This is a genomic window from Cyanobium sp. Morenito 9A2, assembly GCF_024345575.1.
In the GTDB taxonomy this organism is placed as follows: Bacteria; Cyanobacteriota; Cyanobacteriia; order PCC-6307; family Cyanobiaceae; genus ATX-6F1.
The window spans coordinates 286,961-301,689 of sequence record NZ_JAGQBJ010000001.1 but is presented as its reverse complement, the minus strand read 5'-3'; the positions used below and the strand labels follow the sequence as shown (position 1 = coordinate 301,689).

The window sequence follows — 14,729 nt, the reverse complement described above, 5'->3', positions numbered from 1 at the left end:
CCGGCGACGCCGGTTCTCCGTGCCCGAGCGTTGACGACAACGTCCCTGCGCCCCCCAAGGGCCAACCCCTGGACCGCCTTCAAGGACTGGGTCACCAGCACCGACAACCGCCTCTACGTGGGTTGGTTCGGCGTGCTGATGATCCCCACCCTGCTGACGGCAACGATCGCCTTCGTGATCGCCTTCATCGGCGCGCCCCGTCGACATCGACGGCATCCGCGTACCCGTCTCCGGCGGTCTGCTCTACGGCAACAACCTCATCACAGCGGCCGTGGTGCCCTCCAGCAACGCCGTCGGTCTGCGCGTCTATCCGGTCTGGCCGCCAGCAGCCGCGATGAATGGCTCTCCAACGGCGGCCCGTATCAGCTGATCATCTTCCACGTCCTGATCGGCATCTTCTGCTGGATGGGCCGGGAGTGGGAACTCAGCTACCACCTCGGGATGCGCCCCTGGATCGCCCTCGCCTACTCCGCGCCCTTGGCCGCCGCCACCGCCGTGCTGCTGATCTACACGATCGGCCAGGGCTCCTTCTCCGACGGCATGCCCCTGGGCATCTCCGGCACCTTCAACTTCATGCTGGTGCTGCAGGCGGAACACAACGTGCTGATGCACCCGTTCCACATGCTCGGTGTGACGGGTGTCTTCGGTGGCGCCCTGTTCGCCGCCATGCATGGCTCGCTCGTCACCAGTTCGCTGGTGCGGGAGAGCACCGAAACCGAATCCCTCAACAACGGCTACAAGTTCGGCCAGGAAGAGGAGACCTACAACATCGTGGCCGCCCACGGCTACTTCGACCGCCTGATCGTGCAGTACGCCTCCTTCAACAACAGCCGCTCACTCCACTTCCTCCTGGCCGCCTGGCCGGTGGTGGGCATCTGGTTCGCCGCCCTGGCGGTGGTGAGCTTCTCCTTCAACCTCAACGGCCTCAACTTCAACCACTCCGTTCTCGATCAGCGGGGCCGCGTGATCAACACCTGGGCTGACATCCTCAACCGCGGCGGCTTGGGGATCGAGACGATGCATGAGCGCAACGTTCATAACTTCCCTATGGATCTGGCTGCGTCTGCCGCGCCCCCCGTGGCGCTCAGCGCGCCAGCGATCGGTTAGTCGGACTTTGACTCCCGCCCAGCCATCCGCTCTTTGAATTCCTGCCGGGCCCGGATCCTTCCGGGCCCGTCTTCCTCATCCACCTGTCCGTCCGTTTCCACCCTTTCGCCCGGAGCCGCCGACCGATGGCCCTCGCCGCGCTGGCCGTCTCGCCGGTGGAGCCCACAACCGCGGAAGCGCGCTGAGATCGACGGGCGGGATCACGGGGGTTCCCCAGGCAGGAAGCGCCGGATGAACAGCTCCAGGGTCATCGGCCCGCAACGGGGCTGCCAGATGGTGCCGCCCGGCAGCCGACGCCAGCACTGCACCTCGAGCTGGAGATCGGTGCCGGGGAGGAACTGCACCCGGTAGCGGTACTCGGCATCGGCGGCCTGCCCGGGGGCGCTCAGAGGTTCCGCCTGGGGCTGGGTGGCCAGAAACGAGGCCAGGAAGCAGGCGGCCTCAGGGCTGAGGCGCCGGGCCGTGGCGAACCGCCAGGCGGCGCCGGTGGGGTAGCCGTCGTGGTGGAGGTAGAGATGGCGCACCGAAGCGCTGGGAAAGCCGGTGAAGGAGTAGACGGCGCGGGTGGCCAAGGGGCTGGGGCGGTTGCATCTGTTAGTGCCACAGGTGGCTCACACCCAGGTGCGTAGAGCAAGCAGGGTGGGCAGGGGCCTTGTTGAGGTAGCCATCCTGAGAGGTGAAGGCCTAGGCGTGGTCCAGAACTCCTTGGCCTGGTGCTGCTCCAGGCGGCTCCCAAGGGGTTCGGCTTCGCCGATGTAAACGCCGGGGCAGGCAGGGTCATGGTGTCTGGATGGCTCAGCCTGGCCGTCACAGCAAAGGGGGAAGCCCCAATTCCTCCAGGAACCCATTGTGTTTGTCCCGGGCATCACGGATCGATTGCTCCAGGGAGGCCAGCTGGGAATGAACGGCCAGCAAGTCGATCTCCTCCTCGGCGACGGCCGTGCTGATGTAGCGGGAGATGTTCAGATTAAAGTCGTTCTTTTCAATCTCCGCCATCTCCACGCGGCGGGAGTAACGAGGTTCTGCCTCCCGCTGCTGATAGGTGTGGAGGATCTTGTTGATGTGCTCCTGAGTTAATTGGTTCTGGCGCTTCCCTTTGACAAAGTGCTCGGCGGCATTGATGAAGAGCACGTCATCGGGCTTCTTGCACTTCTTGAGCACGAGAATGCAGACCGGGATGCCGGTGGAGTAGAAGAGATTGGCGGGGAGGCCAATCACGGTGTCGATGTGGCCGTCTTTGAGCAGCTTGGTGCGGATGCGTTCTTCGGCTCCGCCACGGAACAGCACTCCATGGGGCAGGATGATGGCCATCACGCCTTCGTCTTTCAGGAAGTGAAAGCCGTGGAGCAGAAAAGCAAAGTCTGCGGCGGATTTCGGGGCCATGCCGTGGCTTTTGAAGCGCACATCATCGGCCAGGGCGTCGGTGGGTTCCCAGCGGTAGCTGAAGGGCGGGTTGGCAACAATGGCATCAAAGCTTGGCTTTTTGGCCGGGTTCTGCTCGCGCAGCATGTCCCATTCGTTCAGCAGGGTGTCGCCGTGGAAGATCTCAAATTCCGTGTCTTTCACCCCATGCAGCAGCATGTTCATGCGGGCGAGGTTGTAGGTGGTGATGTTGTTTTCCTAGCCAAAGATCTTGCCGATGGTGCCACCCGCTTTTTTCACCCGCGTACGGATGTTGAGAAGCAAAGAGCCGGAGCCACAGGCGAAGTCCAGCACGCTCTCCAGTCGCTGCTTCGTTCCGCTTTTGGGTTCCTGGCTGTCGAGGGTGACGATGCCGGAGAGGATGTCGGATATCTGCTGCGGGGTGTAGAACTCTCCCGCCTTCTTGCCCGAACCAGCGGCAAACTGCCCGATCAAATACTCATAAGCATCCCCAAGTGAATCGATGTCCGTCGAAAACTCCGACAGCCCATCGGCAATCTTGGTGATGATGGTGCAGAGCTTGGCGTTGCGATCCGCGTAGGTGCGCCCCAGCTTGTCGGAAGCCAGGTTGATCTCCGCGAACAGCCCCTGAAACGTGCTCTTAAAGGATTCGTTTTCGATGTAGTGAAAGCCAGCCTGAAGCGTGTTCAGGAGTTCACCATTCTGGGTGCGCGCCAGATGGGCAATGCTGTTCCATAGGTAGGTTGGCTGAATCACATAGTGAATTTTCCGGCGCATCTGCTTTTCGAAAGCATCAACATCCTCAGGGTTGAGTTCATACCAAATCTTCAGTGGCACCAGATAGCTGTCATGTTCCAGCTCTGGGTAATCGCTGCCCAGCTCCCTTTTCGCTGCCAGCTCGTAGTTGTCGGACAGGTAGCGCAGGAAGAGGAAGGAGAGCATGTAATCGCGGAAGTCGTCCGCGTTCATCGCCCCGCGCAATTGGTCGGCGATCGCCCAAAGCGTGCTGCCGAGTTGCTTTTGGTTGGTGGTGGTCATGCCTGCGGGGTCTGCTCGGCTTTTGCCTGTTGGCGAAGTTCATCTGCCGAAATGCGCTGCATACGCCCATCCTTGACGATCACGAGGTTCGTCTGAGTCTGGATGGCTGTCATACGTGCCTGTTGGGCCGCCCGCCGCAGGGCACCTAAGGAGGCCCGCAGGTCAGGGTCTTTGGCATTGGAAATGTCGTTGGCGCTCATTGGTTTTCTCCCCATTGCAAAAGGGTCGGCTCTTCGCCAACGTTCTCATACTCTGCCCAGGTGTCCACAACGGGCTTGTAGACTTCCTCGAGGTTACGCCGGCCTGCCTCAAACCGGCGGCGAATCACCGCCTCTTCAATGTGGTGCCCGCCTTGTCGTACGCGCTCTGCCACACGCGCAATGGCCATCTCTGCATCGGGCAGGTGCAAAAAGAAGAGACTGACGTGGTAGCCAGCCTCTCGCCATTGATGAAGACGGCCCACGTAGGCCAGCCCGGCCAGTGTCGTCTCAAAGGCGAAGCTCTCCCCTTTGCGAACGCACGCGTCGATCTCTGCCAGCATCAAGCGCCCGGCTTTGAGCGCGGCTGCTTCCGGCGCAAAGGGCGAGAGCCCCGCCGCAATCAAGTCCGCGTTGATGAAGCGCGGACATTGCGCCTCCTGTGGCAGAAACGAACGGGCAAAGGTCGTTTTACCCGCCTCGTTTGGCCCGGCGATGATGATGATCTTTTTCGTCATCCTGCTGCCTCAGGGCCGGCCTTGATGTCTGTGTGGAAGCGGGTCAGTTCGCTCATGCTTGATCGTTCTGAACGACCGAGGATCTCTCGGTCGTTGGCCCGCAGCCTGGTTCAACATCAACTGTCAAGGATGGCTTGACGGTGGCCTCATGGCCCGATCGCGCTTGAGTGTTCAAGGGATCCCTGACCATTTCCGATGAACTCTGACAGCTCATGCATCCGCCTCCGCCGGGGATGGGAACAGCTGTTGCATCAGCCCTTGCTTGTGGGTCTTGAGCGCTTCGAGCTTATGGGTTTCGGCGATGATCAGCTCGTCGAGGCTGCTCAGACAGGATGCGATGCGTTGTTGTTCCGCGGGTAAGGGGAAACACACGGAGATGGACTTGACGATCTCCCCCGACAAGTTCCCCTGCCCACCCTGGAGATAGGTCGCCACAACCCAGTCCTTCTTGAAGCTCAAGAACTGGTAAATGAAGGCGTTACTCACTTTAGACTTCAGGCACAAGATTGCCTGATTTATCGCACCACTAATTTTGGCGATTGCGACATCACCGCTGTTGGCACCATACAGCGCGACTAAGACATCTCCCTTGGCAACAATCTTCGATGCTGAATTCGCAAGGCCCTCGCGAGTCAAGAAAAGCTCAGTTCTATCTCTCGCAATCTCTGCTGACCTTATGAAAGGGATGTCCCCTTCATAGTATTCAGGCTTGGTAGTGCTTGGTGTTCCTCCACTAAATGAACTGCAAACAGACCCAAGAGTAAGCGGCTCCCACTCCCCAGCATTTCGGAACTCGGGGAAGCGAAGACGGGGTTGGGTTTCGCCTTCGCGGGGGAAAAGCTGCTGCATCAGCCCCTTTTTATGGGTCTTGAGCGCGTCCACTTTCCGGGCTTGGGCGGCCATCAGCTCGTCCACCGAACTCAAGCACTCGGCGATTTTTTGTTGTTCAGGGAGGCTAGGTACCGCTGTTGGAATCTTCTGGATATTGGTCTTTGAGAGGCTTGGCACTCCACCAGCCTCATTGTGCTTCAACCAATCGATTTGCTGAAAAATTGCGAAGATGAACCTAGGCAGGCATTCTTTGAACGAATGGGTATAAAATAGAGTGTCCACCGCCCAAAAGCGTCCGGTCAGAAACATAGGTTTGTCGATTGTTCCCTTTCTGCCAATACAAACGCTTTCGCCATCGCAGAGATGATCGTTTACCGAGAGCATGTAGCCGCCGGAACCATAAACTGGAACATCGCCTGCCTCCAAATGCTTGTAGTCCCTGCCGTTTCCAACGATGAAGAGATCATCGAAGGGCTTAACGGCCCATTCCGCTGCTTTCCGAAACTCCGGAAACCGCAGCCTCGGCACCAGCCTGGCTGGTACCTCTTCCTTCCTGCCAGTTGTCATCGTCTTACTGCTCATACGCACTGAGCCCTGAGATGGTGCGCCCACCGGCGCGTTGGCTGAGGAGGGGAACCAACTCGTCCATGAGCGCGAGTTCGGCCTGGCTGCGGGCTTTCCAGCCGAGGTGGAGCGGGGCCAGGAGGTCGCTGAGCTGTTCGCCATCGAAGATCATGCGCTCGAGGATGGCGTCCACGAACGCTTTTAGGGCAGCCGTGTCGAGACGGTGCCGGCTGGCGATGGCGGCGAGTTCAGCGGCTGATTGTTCCGCCCTGAAGCGGCTGTAGCCGTCGCGGATGGCTTGCTCGCTGAGACCCTCGCCGGCCTTGAGTGTGCCGATGAACTCGGCGATGGCATCACGCTCGTTCATGAAATTGGCATCGGCGCTGATCAGGCCGATGAGTTCCTCGCGGCTCATCTTCGACTTGCCCGGTTCCCTGGCCGAGAAGCGGGCGATCAGGCCCATGATGTAGTCGTAATCAATCACGGTGGAGGCAAAGAGCACGAACTCGAAGTCGAGCTGGTCGACGGGGTTGGTGCTGGCGCCGTCGTCATCGCCCTTGCCCTGAACCTCCTTGAGCTGTTTGGCGGTTTCCAGGTACTGGCCCTTGAAGCCCAGCAGGTTGGACTTGGGCAGCACCTGCTCGATGGTGGCTTTGCTTTCTTCGGTTAGGTCGGTGTATTGGTCGAGCTGGGTTTTCAGCCGCTGCACCTCCTTGAAGTGCGTGATGAAGGCCGCCTTGGCGGCAGCGCCCTTCAAATTGGCCACGGCCGAGGGGGTGCAGGCCAGGCCCTGGGAGGCCATGAAGCCATGGAGCTTCTGCACGGCCGCTTCCAGTTTCTGGATCACCACGGGCGCCTTCTCCACCAGCCAGATGTCGCGGGCCTGCTCGCTGGATGCTTCGCCGGAGAACAGGGCGATGGCGGCATCCACGGCGTCCTGCTGCTGGCGGAAGTCGAGGATGTGGCCGTAGGGCTTGCTGCCATTGAGCACGCGGTTGGTGCGCGAGAAGGCCTGGATCAAGCCGTGGTGCTTGAGGTTCTTGTCCACGTAGAGCGTGTTCAGAAACTTGGAATCAAAGCCCGTGAGCAGCATGTCCACCACGATCGTGATATCGATCTTCTGCGCTGGGGGATAGTCGGCATTCGGCCACTGCTGGTCTTTGATGCGCTTCTGCACATCCTGGTAATAGAGATCAAACTCGCTGAGGCGATGATTCGTGCCATAGCGGGCGTTGTAGTCCGTGAGGATGGCCTTGAGCGCCGCCTTCTTGCCCTCGGGGTCCACCGCGTTGTCGGCCTGCTCCTGGGGCAGGTCTTCCTGGATCTGCTTCACATCAGGATCGCCCTCGGCTGGCGGGGAGAACACACAGGCGATGGTCAGCGGTTTGAAGCCGGGATCGCTGCGCGCCTTCTCCGCCTGCATGGTCTGGAACAGGCCGTGGTACTCGATGGCGTCATTGATCGAGGCGGTGGCGAGGATCGCATTGAAGCGGCGACCGGCGGTGGCGGCATCGTGCTTGGCCAGGATGGCCTCAATGACGGCCCGTTTCGATAGCGCTTCTCCTGGCCGGGGCGGGGTGCCTTCGGCCCCAAGTTTGGGCTTGAAGTAATCAATGTGGAAGCGCAGAACATTCCCATCCTCGATGGCATGGGTGATGGTGTAAGCGTGGAGTTGCTTCTCGAAGAGGTCTGCCGTGGTGCGCATCGAGGCCTGGGTGTTCTCGATCTTCTGCAAGGAGGCATTGGCCTCAAAGATCGGCGTGCCGGTGAAACCGAAGAGCTGGGCCCTGGGGAAGAAGGCTTTGATCGCGCGGTGGTTGTCGCCGAACTGCGAGCGGTGGCATTCGTCGAAGATGAAGACGAGGCGTTTGTCCTTCAGGCCGGCGAGCTGCTCTGTGTAGGTGGGCTGGCCGTTGCTGCTGCGCTGCTTGTTGCGCTTGCTGTTGTCATCCAGCGCCAGGCCGAGCTTCTGGATCGTGGTGACGATCACCTTGTCGGCAAAGTCGTTGGATCGCAGACGGCGCACCAGGGCGGCGGTGTTGGTGTTTTCTTCCACGCAACCGTCCTGGAAGCGGTTGAACTCCTCGCGGGTCTGGCGGTCGAGGTCTTTTCGATCCACCACGAAGACACATTTGTGGATGTGCTCGTTTTCCTTGAGCAGGGTGGAGGCCTTGAAGGAGGTGAGCGTCTTGCCGCTGCCGGTGGTGTGCCAGATGAAGCCGTTGCCGTTGTCGTCGTCGATGCAGCTCACCAGGTGCTGCACGGCATACACCTGATAGGGCCGCATGATCATCAGCTTCTGCTCGCCGGCGAGCAGCACCATGTAGCGGCTGATGGTGCGGCCAAGGTCGCACTTCTTGAGGAAATGCTCGGAGAAATCATCGAGGTGGGTGATCTTCTGGTTGTCTTCGCCGGCGAATTCATAGACGGGCAGGAAGCGCTCGTCGGCATTGAAGACGAAGTGAGGCCTATTGTTGTTGGAGAAGTAATAGGTGCGATCGCGGTTACTCACGATGAAGAGCTGCATGAAGCACAGCAGCGTCTTGGTGTAACCGTTGCCGGAATCGTTTTTGTACTCAACGATCTGCTCCATGGCCCGCCGCGGATTCACGCCGAGGGTCTTCAACTCAATCTGAACCACCGGCACGCCGTTGATCAGAAGGATGACGTCGTAGCGGTGGTGGCTGTCCTTTGTATTGATGCGGAGCTGGCGAATCACCTCGAAGTGGTTCTTGCACCAATCCTTGATGTTCACCAATGTGTAGTTCAACGGCGTGCCGTCGTCGCGCGTGAAGGCATTGATGCTGCGCAGGATCCTGGAGGCGATGAAGACATCGGGCGTGATGATCTCATCCAACAGCCGGGCGAACTCGCCATCGGTGAGCTGAATGCGATTGAGTGCCTCGAATCGCTCGCGAAAGTTCGCTTCGAGGCTAGAGCGGGTCTTGATATCAGGGCGATAGTCGTATTTCAGGCTTTGCAGTTTTTCAATCAAGCCGCGTTCAATCGCTTCCTCGCTGATGCCAGGAAACGGCAGAGTCTGGGGTTGATCAACAGCTGCCTTCTCCGATGCCATGGCGTTGTTCAAAGCAAGGAGGGCGCGAAGCTCTTGGCTGCGCGATCGAGGCGGCGCCGTTGGCCCGCCTGGCTGCAGTTCGGCTCGGCGTCCCCCACAGCACAGAGGCGCCTGGCGACGATCAGCGGGGCGTGGTCGACGAGCGTTTGGAGGCCTTCGAGGACATCACTCGGCTGGGCCTGATCGGGCATTGAGGGATCAGCTGGGGCGGCGCTGGGGTGAGTCTGGCTGGGGTGGGGCGGTTTTGGGGGGATGGGCGCTGATCTCTAGCCGGTTCAGCCGGCAGATTCGCGGGCGATGATCGAACGGATGGAAAGTCTCAGGGGCGGCAGGTCGCGATCCACGGTTTCCCATACCTGCTCAAGATTCACGCGCAGGTCGTCGTGAATGAGAACGATCAGGTTGCGGATCACACCGTCCTGGTGGAGTGTTGACTGACGAAAGCTGGCGGAGCCATCCTGCGTGTAGCAACGGATTCTTTCCAATGCTTCAGCAATGCTTTCGAGATAAAGCAGGTCATTGCTCACAATGGCCTGGCTTCCGCGATCACCTGGCGGCGGATCGTTGGATGCAGCTGATCGGGTTCGGCAAGATCAACACGGCACTGCAGCAGGGATTGCAGCTCCTGCTGCAAGGCGATCACCTCCAGCAGGGAATGGCCTCGGTCAAGGTCCACCAACAAATCAAGGTCGCTATCTGGTCGGTCGACCCCACGAGCCACCGAGCCAAAAATCCTCAGATTGTGAGCTCCATGGCGTTCAGCCACCGCCAACACCTCCTTGCGGGCGGCCTGCAGCCGCTGTGAAAGCGAGGGAACTGGGAAACGTGATGCATCCATGCGCGCATTCTGGCCGAGGACTTCAGGTGGTTGCCTGTGGTCAGGCAGCACCACGGAGACGAAGCACTCCTGCTCAGCCGCCCTGGTCAGAAGTTGTCGTCAAGACGGCGGCGGCGCGGGGCCTGCTTCGGGCTGCGGGCCCCCTCCAGAGCTTTGCCTTCCTCATCAAGGTCCGGATCGGCCACCTCCGCCAGCTGATCGAGCAACCCCAGGGCCCAGAGCGCCCCCAGATAGGCCGCCACGGAGGTGCCGGGCTTGCCTTTCTCCACATCAGCCACCGTGTAGCGCGTCACCCCCAGGCGCTCCGCCACATCCTCCAGGCGCCAGCCGCGCCGCAGCCGGGCCGTGCGGATGTTCCGGCCCAGGCGTTCCAGGCTCTGCTCCAGGGCCGCGGCGGGATGCCGAACGATGGGGCTGGCCTTGGCCATGGGCAGCGGACGTTGGCAGGGATGTTGCCTGATGACATCCCAAGGGGGCTTTGAGTTGCTTAACAGCAACACCACCTACCCGGCGGCCACCTCGCTTGATCCCCCTGCTCCGCAGCGCCCCGCTCGCCGATCACAGAGGCCCTGCAGCTCGCCCCGGCCGGTGAGCCGCAGCCGCCAGCGGGCCCAGAGGGCATAGAGCGCGTCCACCACGGGTGCGATCAGCGGCCAGGCGGTGGGAGCGTAGAGCCAGCCCAGGCCCACCAGCCGGTAGGCCTCCCGGAAGACGGCCACATCCTTGATCACGCGGCCGTCGGCGGCGAGCCCGCGCATGCTGCCCATCGCTTCGCCGTAGCTGATGCCGCCATGGGCCGAGGGGTCGTAGTCGGCGGCATCGATGTCGACGAAACGAATCAGCCCCCGGCCTAGGTCGCGGGAGCGCAGGCTGTCCACCTCCCGGCGGCAGAGGGGACAGGCCCCGTCGAACAGCAGGGTGAGCGCAGGTTGGTCAGCCATGGCCCGAATCCTGGCGCAACCAGAGGAGTGAGCGCGTCAGCTCGCCTGGAGCAGCCGCAGCTGCTGCTCCAGCTTTTGCTTGAGATGCCCCTGCACCAGGTTGCAGAGCTCATGCACCAGCGGGTCGGCGACCCCATAGGTGAGCCGTGTGCCCTCGCGCACCGAACGCACCAGGCCGGCGCGCTGCAACTGCCCCAGCTGACGGCTGATGTGGGACTGGCTGAACCCCGTGGCCTCGATCAGGGAGGCCACATCCATGGGCCCCTGGTGCTTGAGCTGGCAGAGCAGCTGCAGCCGGGCCGGCTCGCCCAGCAGCCGGAAGAACTGGCTGAGTTCCTCCAGGAGCTGGGGGCTGGGTGGGGCGCCCGCGGCGGATCGGCGCATTGGAAGGTTTTATGACGCTAGAAGCATTATGCCTTCCCCATGCGATCGGTAACAACTTGCGTTAATAGCCTTTATGCGGTTAACGTCATACCAGCTGCCCAGGGTCGCCGTCTCGCGCTGATATCCCATTCACCGAACGACTCAAGGGCAAGACCTCCCCACCACCACCGCGCCCACCGCCTGCCATGACCACCACCCCCACCCGCCTCAGCGCCCACGACCTGGCTGATCAGCTCGCCGCAGGCGAGGTGACGGTGGTTGATGTGCGCGAACCGATGGAGTACGCCTCCGGCCACATCAGCGGCAGCCTCAACATCCCGCTCGCGCGCCTCCCCCAGGCCGATCTGCCCCACGGCCCCCTGGTGCTGGTCTGCCAGAGCGGCAACCGCAGCGCCAAAGGCCTGAGCCAGCTTCTCCGCCAGGGTCATCCCCACCCGGTGGCCGACCTGCTCGGTGGCGTGCCCGCCTGGCAGCAGGCCGGCCTGCCGCTGCGCAAGCTCAAAGGCGCCCCCCTGCCCCTGATGCGCCAGGTGCAGATCGCCGCTGGCTCCTTGGTGCTGCTCGGAGTGATCCTCAGCCAGACCATCGCCCCGGGCTGGATCTGGCTGAGTGGCTTCGTGGGGGCGGGCCTCGTGTTCGCCGGCGTCAGCGGCTTCTGCGGGATGGCCCGGCTGCTGGCCGCCATGCCCTGGAACAGGGTGTCCATGTGATCACCCCGGTGCTGCTGCTCCTGGCCGCCGGCGGGGCCCTGATCGGTTTCCTGCTCGCCGTGCTCGGCGCCGGCGGCTCGATCGGCGGCAGCTTCGTCAAGGCCCGTCTGATGAGCTAACCGGCGCAGCTGGGGGTTTCGCCGCCGCGGCGCTGCTGGCCGCCTGCTTGCTCACCCGGCCCACGGCCACCGCTGGGGCGACGGAGCCGAGCCCGGCGGGTTCTCCGCTGGCTCTGGCCAGTCAGGGCGTGTTGATCGGTCTGCTCACGGGCATCGCCGGGGAAGGCGGCGGTTTTGCGATCGTGCCCGCCCTGGTGCTGATCGCCCTCAACAGCGTCGTGGCCATGGCCGCGCTGGGGCCCCTGGCCCGCCGCCAACCTGCCCCTGCTGCAGCCCCTGCTGCTGGGCCGGTTCACCGGGGTGGTGATCGGCCAACGGCTGGCACCGCACCTCCCCAACCGTCAGCAGCGGCCCTGCTCACCGGCGGCGAGGCCTGGCAACGGCAACACAGGGTCGCCAGCCTGCGGCCCATGCCTACCGCCACCGCCTCCAGCCGCGTTCCGCACCCGCTGCGTTGATCTCCCCCCATGAATCCCTTTTTCCAGCGGGACACAGACAAATCCTTCGAGGCGGCCTGCGCGGCCCTGGAGGCGGCCATCCCCGCCCACGGCTTCGGGCTGCTCGCGGTGCACGACCTGGGGGCGACGCTGCGCTCCAAGGGCCTTGACTTCCCCGAGCAGTGCCGGGTGTTCGAGGTCTGCAACCCCCATCAGGCCGCCAAGGTGTTGCGGGCCGACATCAATCTGGCCACGGCTCTCCCCTGCCGCATCAGCGTGAGCCGCCAGGACGGCCGCACCCGGATCGCCATGGTCAGCCCCGCTGTGATGCTCAGCACCCTCTCCAGTGATCCCGAGCTGGCCGAGGTGGCGCGGCAGGTGGAAGCCACCACGATCGCGATCATCGAGGCGGCGGCCTGAGCCGCCCCGCCGGGCAGGCCTCGGCGGCGGCCCCTCAGGCCCGTTCGCTGAAACCGCTCAGCAGGCAGCCAACGCCAACCGCCAGAAACAGCCAGGGGGAGAAGCCCACGGCGGGGCCCAAGGCCACGCCGGCCACGACCACCAGCCAGGGGCAGTTCATCCCGGTGCCCCGGCGACGGGAGCGGGACCACAGTCCCCCCAGTACGACGTCCGGCATGACATGTCTCAACGCTCAGCCCGCAGCGCCTGCTTGTCCTGCTCCAGCAGGCGCTCCAGCAGCAACTTAAGGAGCAGCGAAACAATGGCCACACCGGCCAGGATCAGGGCCGCCCCGTAGGCCAGTTCGGTGTGATACTGCTTGTAAGCGTCTTCCACAAACAGGGGCAGCGTCTGGGTCAAGCCGGCGATGTTGCCACTCACCACCGCGACCGCACCGAACTCCCCGAGGCAGCGGGCGGCCGTGAGAATCAGGCCATAGAGCGCCGCCCAGCGCACCGAGGGCAGGGTGACCTTCCAGAACACCTGCCAGTCGTTGGCGCCGAGGGTGCGGGCCGCCTCCTCCTGATCCCAGCCCTCCTCCTCAAGGGTGGGGATCACCTCCCGGGCCATGAACGGGAAGCTGACGATGATCGTCGCCATGACGATGCTGGGCCACGAGAACAGGATCTTGAAGCCGCTCGCCTCCACCAGCCCCCCGAACAGGCCATGGGTGGGGCTGTAGAGAAGCACCAGCATCAGACCCACCACCACCGGCGAGATCGAGAACGGCAGATCGATGATCGTGAGCAGCAGCGCCTTGCCCCGGAAATGGCGGCGGGCGATCGCCGTGGCCGCCGCCAGCCCGAAAATGGCGTTGGCGGGCACGGCGACCAAGGCCACCAACAGCGTGAGGCGCAGGGCGCTGAGCAGATCGGCGTCGCTGAAAACCTCCAGGAAGGTGCCCAGCCCCTTCGCGAAAGCACCGACCACCACATTCAACGCCGGCAACAGAATCACCACCCCGACGTAGAGGCAGGCGATCAACGGAATCAGCAGCGCTGACCATGGCGGTCGCTCCGGGGCGCGGTGGACCGGGCTTGGGGCGGGAGCTGGCGGGGGTTGGAGGCGGAGATCCTGGGAGACGCTCATGGTCAAGGGAGAACAAGGGGGACAAAGATCCGCAGGAGTCGGGCTGGCGCTCAGGCAGCCGACTTCAACTCTCCGGAATAGCGCTGGCCCCAGATCTGGATCAAGTTGATGACCAGCAGACTCAACAGGGAGAAAATCAGCATCACCGTGCCGATCACCGTGGCCGAAGGAATGTCGTACTCCTCCAACTTCTGCACGATCAAGGTGGGCGTGATCAGATCCTTGAACGGCACGTTGCTGGAGATCATCACCACGGAGCCGTACTCCCCCACAGCCCGGCTGTAGCCCTGGGCGACACCGGCCAGGATGGCCGGCAGCAACTGGGGCAGCACGACGCGGAACACCGTCTGGGTGGGGGTGGCTCCGAGGCTCCAGGCGGCCTCCTCCTGCTCCCTTTCCAAGGCCCGCAGCACCGGTTCGACCGTGCGCACCACGAAAGGCAGGGAGATGAACACCATCGCCACCCCCACGCCCACCCAGGTGAACGACACCTCCAGACCGAAGAGCTGCAGCAACGGCGCCCCCAGCCAACCGTTGGTGCTGTAAACCGCTGTCAAGGCCAGGCCGGCCACGGCCGTGGGCAGGGCGAAGGGCAGATCGATCAGGGCATCCAACAGCCGCTTGCCGGGGAAACTGCTGCGCACCAGGGCCCAGGCGATGATCAGACCGAAGACCCCGTTGATCAAGCTGGCCACCAGGGCCAGGCCGAAGCTGATCTTGTAGGTGGCCACGGCCTCAGGAGCGGTGGCGGCCGCCCAGAAATCGGCGGCGCCGATCCCGGAGGCCTTAAGCAACAGTCCGCCGATCGGCAGGAACAACACCAGCCCCAGATACAGCCAGGTGATGCGCCAGGGCCAGCTGGGCAGCTTGATGGTTGGCAGCAAGCGGCGGTGGGCGGTGGACGGTGCCATCCCTTGGGGCGCGACGCGAGATGCGGGGACCGTAACACCGGCCACCATCTCATTCGACGGTTTTACGGCGTAGAAACGTACTTATTGCCGATCCAGGGGCCTGGCCGGGTGGGCAGAATGCCCCATT

Annotated in this window: 19 protein-coding genes and 1 pseudogene; 5 read left to right on the top strand and 15 right to left on the bottom strand. The window is 62.9% G+C overall.

Features of this window, described 5'->3' with window-relative positions; genetic code table 11:
- Positions 1 to 30 precede the first annotated feature (30 nt).
- A complete protein-coding gene (gene psbA, locus KBY88_RS01610) occupies positions 31 to 1,107 on the top strand; it encodes a photosystem II reaction center subunit D1 (RefSeq protein ID WP_254938134.1) in 1,077 nt (358 codons plus the stop codon).
- A 200-nt stretch (positions 1,108 to 1,307) separates the two neighbouring features.
- Here the strand turns inward: psbA and KBY88_RS01605 are convergent, their stop codons facing one another.
- From KBY88_RS01605 to KBY88_RS01550, 12 genes and pseudogenes are all read right to left on the bottom strand, one after another.
- On the bottom strand, positions 1,308 to 1,679 hold the full coding sequence (locus KBY88_RS01605; RefSeq protein ID WP_254938133.1) for a hypothetical protein: 372 nt from the start codon (positions 1,677 to 1,679) through the stop codon (positions 1,308 to 1,310).
- Positions 1,680 to 1,914: 235 nt separating this feature from the next.
- Positions 1,915 to 3,528 (bottom strand): annotated as a pseudogene (locus KBY88_RS01600) (type I restriction-modification system subunit M).
- On the bottom strand, positions 3,525 to 3,728 hold the full coding sequence (locus KBY88_RS01595; protein ID WP_254938132.1) for a hypothetical protein: 204 nt from the start codon (positions 3,726 to 3,728) through the stop codon (positions 3,525 to 3,527). Before KBY88_RS01595 ends, KBY88_RS01600 begins: the two are co-directional and overlap by 4 nt.
- A complete protein-coding gene (locus tag KBY88_RS01590) occupies positions 3,725 to 4,243 on the bottom strand; it encodes an ATPase (protein WP_254938131.1) in 519 nt (172 codons plus the stop codon). Before KBY88_RS01590 ends, KBY88_RS01595 begins: the two co-directional genes overlap by 4 nt.
- Positions 4,244 to 4,453: 210 nt before the next feature.
- Positions 4,454 to 5,656: a restriction endonuclease subunit S gene (locus tag KBY88_RS01585; protein WP_254938130.1), complete on the bottom strand. Its 1,203-nt coding sequence runs from the start codon at positions 5,654 to 5,656 to the stop codon at positions 4,454 to 4,456.
- Positions 5,646 to 8,714: a type I restriction endonuclease subunit R gene (locus KBY88_RS01580; protein WP_254938129.1), complete on the bottom strand. Its 3,069-nt coding sequence runs from the start codon at positions 8,712 to 8,714 to the stop codon at positions 5,646 to 5,648. The genes KBY88_RS01585 and KBY88_RS01580 overlap by 11 nt, the downstream gene beginning before the upstream one ends.
- An 8-nt stretch (positions 8,715 to 8,722) precedes the next feature.
- On the bottom strand, positions 8,723 to 8,905 hold the full coding sequence (locus tag KBY88_RS01575) for a hypothetical protein (RefSeq protein WP_254938128.1): 183 nt from the start codon (positions 8,903 to 8,905) through the stop codon (positions 8,723 to 8,725).
- Between the two features lie 84 nt (positions 8,906 to 8,989).
- Complete coding sequence (locus tag KBY88_RS01570; protein ID WP_254938127.1) at positions 8,990 to 9,241, bottom strand: HepT-like ribonuclease domain-containing protein; 252 nt, start codon at positions 9,239 to 9,241, stop codon at positions 8,990 to 8,992.
- On the bottom strand, positions 9,238 to 9,552 hold the full coding sequence (locus tag KBY88_RS01565; RefSeq protein WP_254938126.1) for a nucleotidyltransferase family protein: 315 nt from the start codon (positions 9,550 to 9,552) through the stop codon (positions 9,238 to 9,240). Before KBY88_RS01565 ends, KBY88_RS01570 begins: the two co-directional genes overlap by 4 nt.
- Positions 9,553 to 9,638: 86 nt before the next feature.
- Positions 9,639 to 9,980, bottom strand: a complete 342-nt coding sequence (locus KBY88_RS01560) for a helix-turn-helix transcriptional regulator (protein ID WP_254938125.1) — start codon at positions 9,978 to 9,980, stop codon at positions 9,639 to 9,641.
- A 75-nt stretch (positions 9,981 to 10,055) separates the two neighbouring features.
- On the bottom strand, positions 10,056 to 10,493 hold the full coding sequence (locus KBY88_RS01555) for a thiol-disulfide oxidoreductase DCC family protein (RefSeq protein ID WP_254938124.1): 438 nt from the start codon (positions 10,491 to 10,493) through the stop codon (positions 10,056 to 10,058).
- 36 nt (positions 10,494 to 10,529) lie between these two features.
- Positions 10,530 to 10,877 (bottom strand): ArsR/SmtB family transcription factor, encoded by a 348-nt coding sequence (locus KBY88_RS01550; RefSeq protein ID WP_254938123.1) that lies wholly within the window; start codon positions 10,875 to 10,877, stop codon positions 10,530 to 10,532.
- Positions 10,878 to 11,062: 185 nt separating this feature from the next.
- Between KBY88_RS01550 and KBY88_RS01545 the strand changes: the two genes are divergently transcribed.
- From KBY88_RS01545 to KBY88_RS01530, 4 genes are read left to right on the top strand one after another with little or no spacing between them, the layout of a single operon-like run.
- Positions 11,063 to 11,587: a rhodanese-like domain-containing protein gene (locus KBY88_RS01545; RefSeq protein WP_254938122.1), complete on the top strand. Its 525-nt coding sequence runs from the start codon at positions 11,063 to 11,065 to the stop codon at positions 11,585 to 11,587.
- A complete protein-coding gene (locus KBY88_RS01540; protein WP_254938121.1) occupies positions 11,584 to 11,706 on the top strand; it encodes a hypothetical protein in 123 nt (40 codons plus the stop codon). Before KBY88_RS01545 ends, KBY88_RS01540 begins: the two co-directional genes overlap by 4 nt.
- A 47-nt stretch (positions 11,707 to 11,753) precedes the next feature.
- A complete protein-coding gene (locus tag KBY88_RS01535; protein ID WP_254938120.1) occupies positions 11,754 to 12,164 on the top strand; it encodes a hypothetical protein in 411 nt (136 codons plus the stop codon).
- 9 nt (positions 12,165 to 12,173) lie between these two features.
- Positions 12,174 to 12,563 carry a DUF302 domain-containing protein gene (locus tag KBY88_RS01530; protein ID WP_254938119.1) on the top strand — a complete coding sequence of 130 codons (390 nt, stop codon included), beginning with the start codon at positions 12,174 to 12,176 and terminating at the stop codon, positions 12,561 to 12,563.
- A gap of 34 nt (positions 12,564 to 12,597) precedes the next feature.
- Here the strand turns inward: KBY88_RS01530 and KBY88_RS01525 are convergent, their stop codons facing one another.
- The 3 genes from KBY88_RS01525 to cysT are packed head-to-tail and all read right to left on the bottom strand — an operon-like array spanning position 12,598 to position 14,602.
- Positions 12,598 to 12,780, bottom strand: coding sequence for a hypothetical protein (locus tag KBY88_RS01525; RefSeq protein WP_254938118.1), 183 nt, complete (start codon positions 12,778 to 12,780; stop codon positions 12,598 to 12,600).
- A gap of 8 nt (positions 12,781 to 12,788) precedes the next feature.
- Complete coding sequence (locus tag KBY88_RS01520; protein WP_254938117.1) at positions 12,789 to 13,691, bottom strand: sulfate ABC transporter permease; 903 nt, start codon at positions 13,689 to 13,691, stop codon at positions 12,789 to 12,791.
- A 50-nt stretch (positions 13,692 to 13,741) separates the two neighbouring features.
- Positions 13,742 to 14,602, bottom strand: coding sequence for a sulfate ABC transporter permease subunit CysT (gene cysT / locus KBY88_RS01515; RefSeq protein ID WP_254938116.1), 861 nt, complete (start codon positions 14,600 to 14,602; stop codon positions 13,742 to 13,744).
- Positions 14,603 to 14,729: the final 127 nt, after the last annotated feature.

Coding starts and splice junctions, on each gene's coding strand:
- KBY88_RS01550 (WP_254938123.1), bottom strand. CDS start 10,877: ATGCGCCGATCCGCCGCGGGCGCCCCACCCAGCCCCCAGCTCCTGGAG.
- KBY88_RS01530 (WP_254938119.1), top strand. CDS start 12,174: ATGAATCCCTTTTTCCAGCGGGACACAGACAAATCCTTCGAGGCGGCC.
- KBY88_RS01525 (WP_254938118.1), bottom strand. CDS start 12,780: ATGCCGGACGTCGTACTGGGGGGACTGTGGTCCCGCTCCCGTCGCCGG.
- KBY88_RS01590 (WP_254938131.1), bottom strand. CDS start 4,243: ATGACGAAAAAGATCATCATCATCGCCGGGCCAAACGAGGCGGGTAAA.
- KBY88_RS01520 (WP_254938117.1), bottom strand. CDS start 13,691: ATGAGCGTCTCCCAGGATCTCCGCCTCCAACCCCCGCCAGCTCCCGCC.
- KBY88_RS01575 (WP_254938128.1), bottom strand. CDS start 8,905: ATGCCCGATCAGGCCCAGCCGAGTGATGTCCTCGAAGGCCTCCAAACG.
- KBY88_RS01595 (WP_254938132.1), bottom strand. CDS start 3,728: ATGAGCGCCAACGACATTTCCAATGCCAAAGACCCTGACCTGCGGGCC.
- KBY88_RS01560 (WP_254938125.1), bottom strand. CDS start 9,980: ATGGCCAAGGCCAGCCCCATCGTTCGGCATCCCGCCGCGGCCCTGGAG.
- cysT (WP_254938116.1), bottom strand. CDS start 14,602: ATGGCACCGTCCACCGCCCACCGCCGCTTGCTGCCAACCATCAAGCTG.
- KBY88_RS01555 (WP_254938124.1), bottom strand. CDS start 10,493: ATGGCTGACCAACCTGCGCTCACCCTGCTGTTCGACGGGGCCTGTCCC.
- KBY88_RS01585 (WP_254938130.1), bottom strand. CDS start 5,656: ATGAGCAGTAAGACGATGACAACTGGCAGGAAGGAAGAGGTACCAGCC.
- KBY88_RS01565 (WP_254938126.1), bottom strand. CDS start 9,552: ATGGATGCATCACGTTTCCCAGTTCCCTCGCTTTCACAGCGGCTGCAG.
- KBY88_RS01545 (WP_254938122.1), top strand. CDS start 11,063: ATGACCACCACCCCCACCCGCCTCAGCGCCCACGACCTGGCTGATCAG.
- KBY88_RS01580 (WP_254938129.1), bottom strand. CDS start 8,714: ATGGCATCGGAGAAGGCAGCTGTTGATCAACCCCAGACTCTGCCGTTT.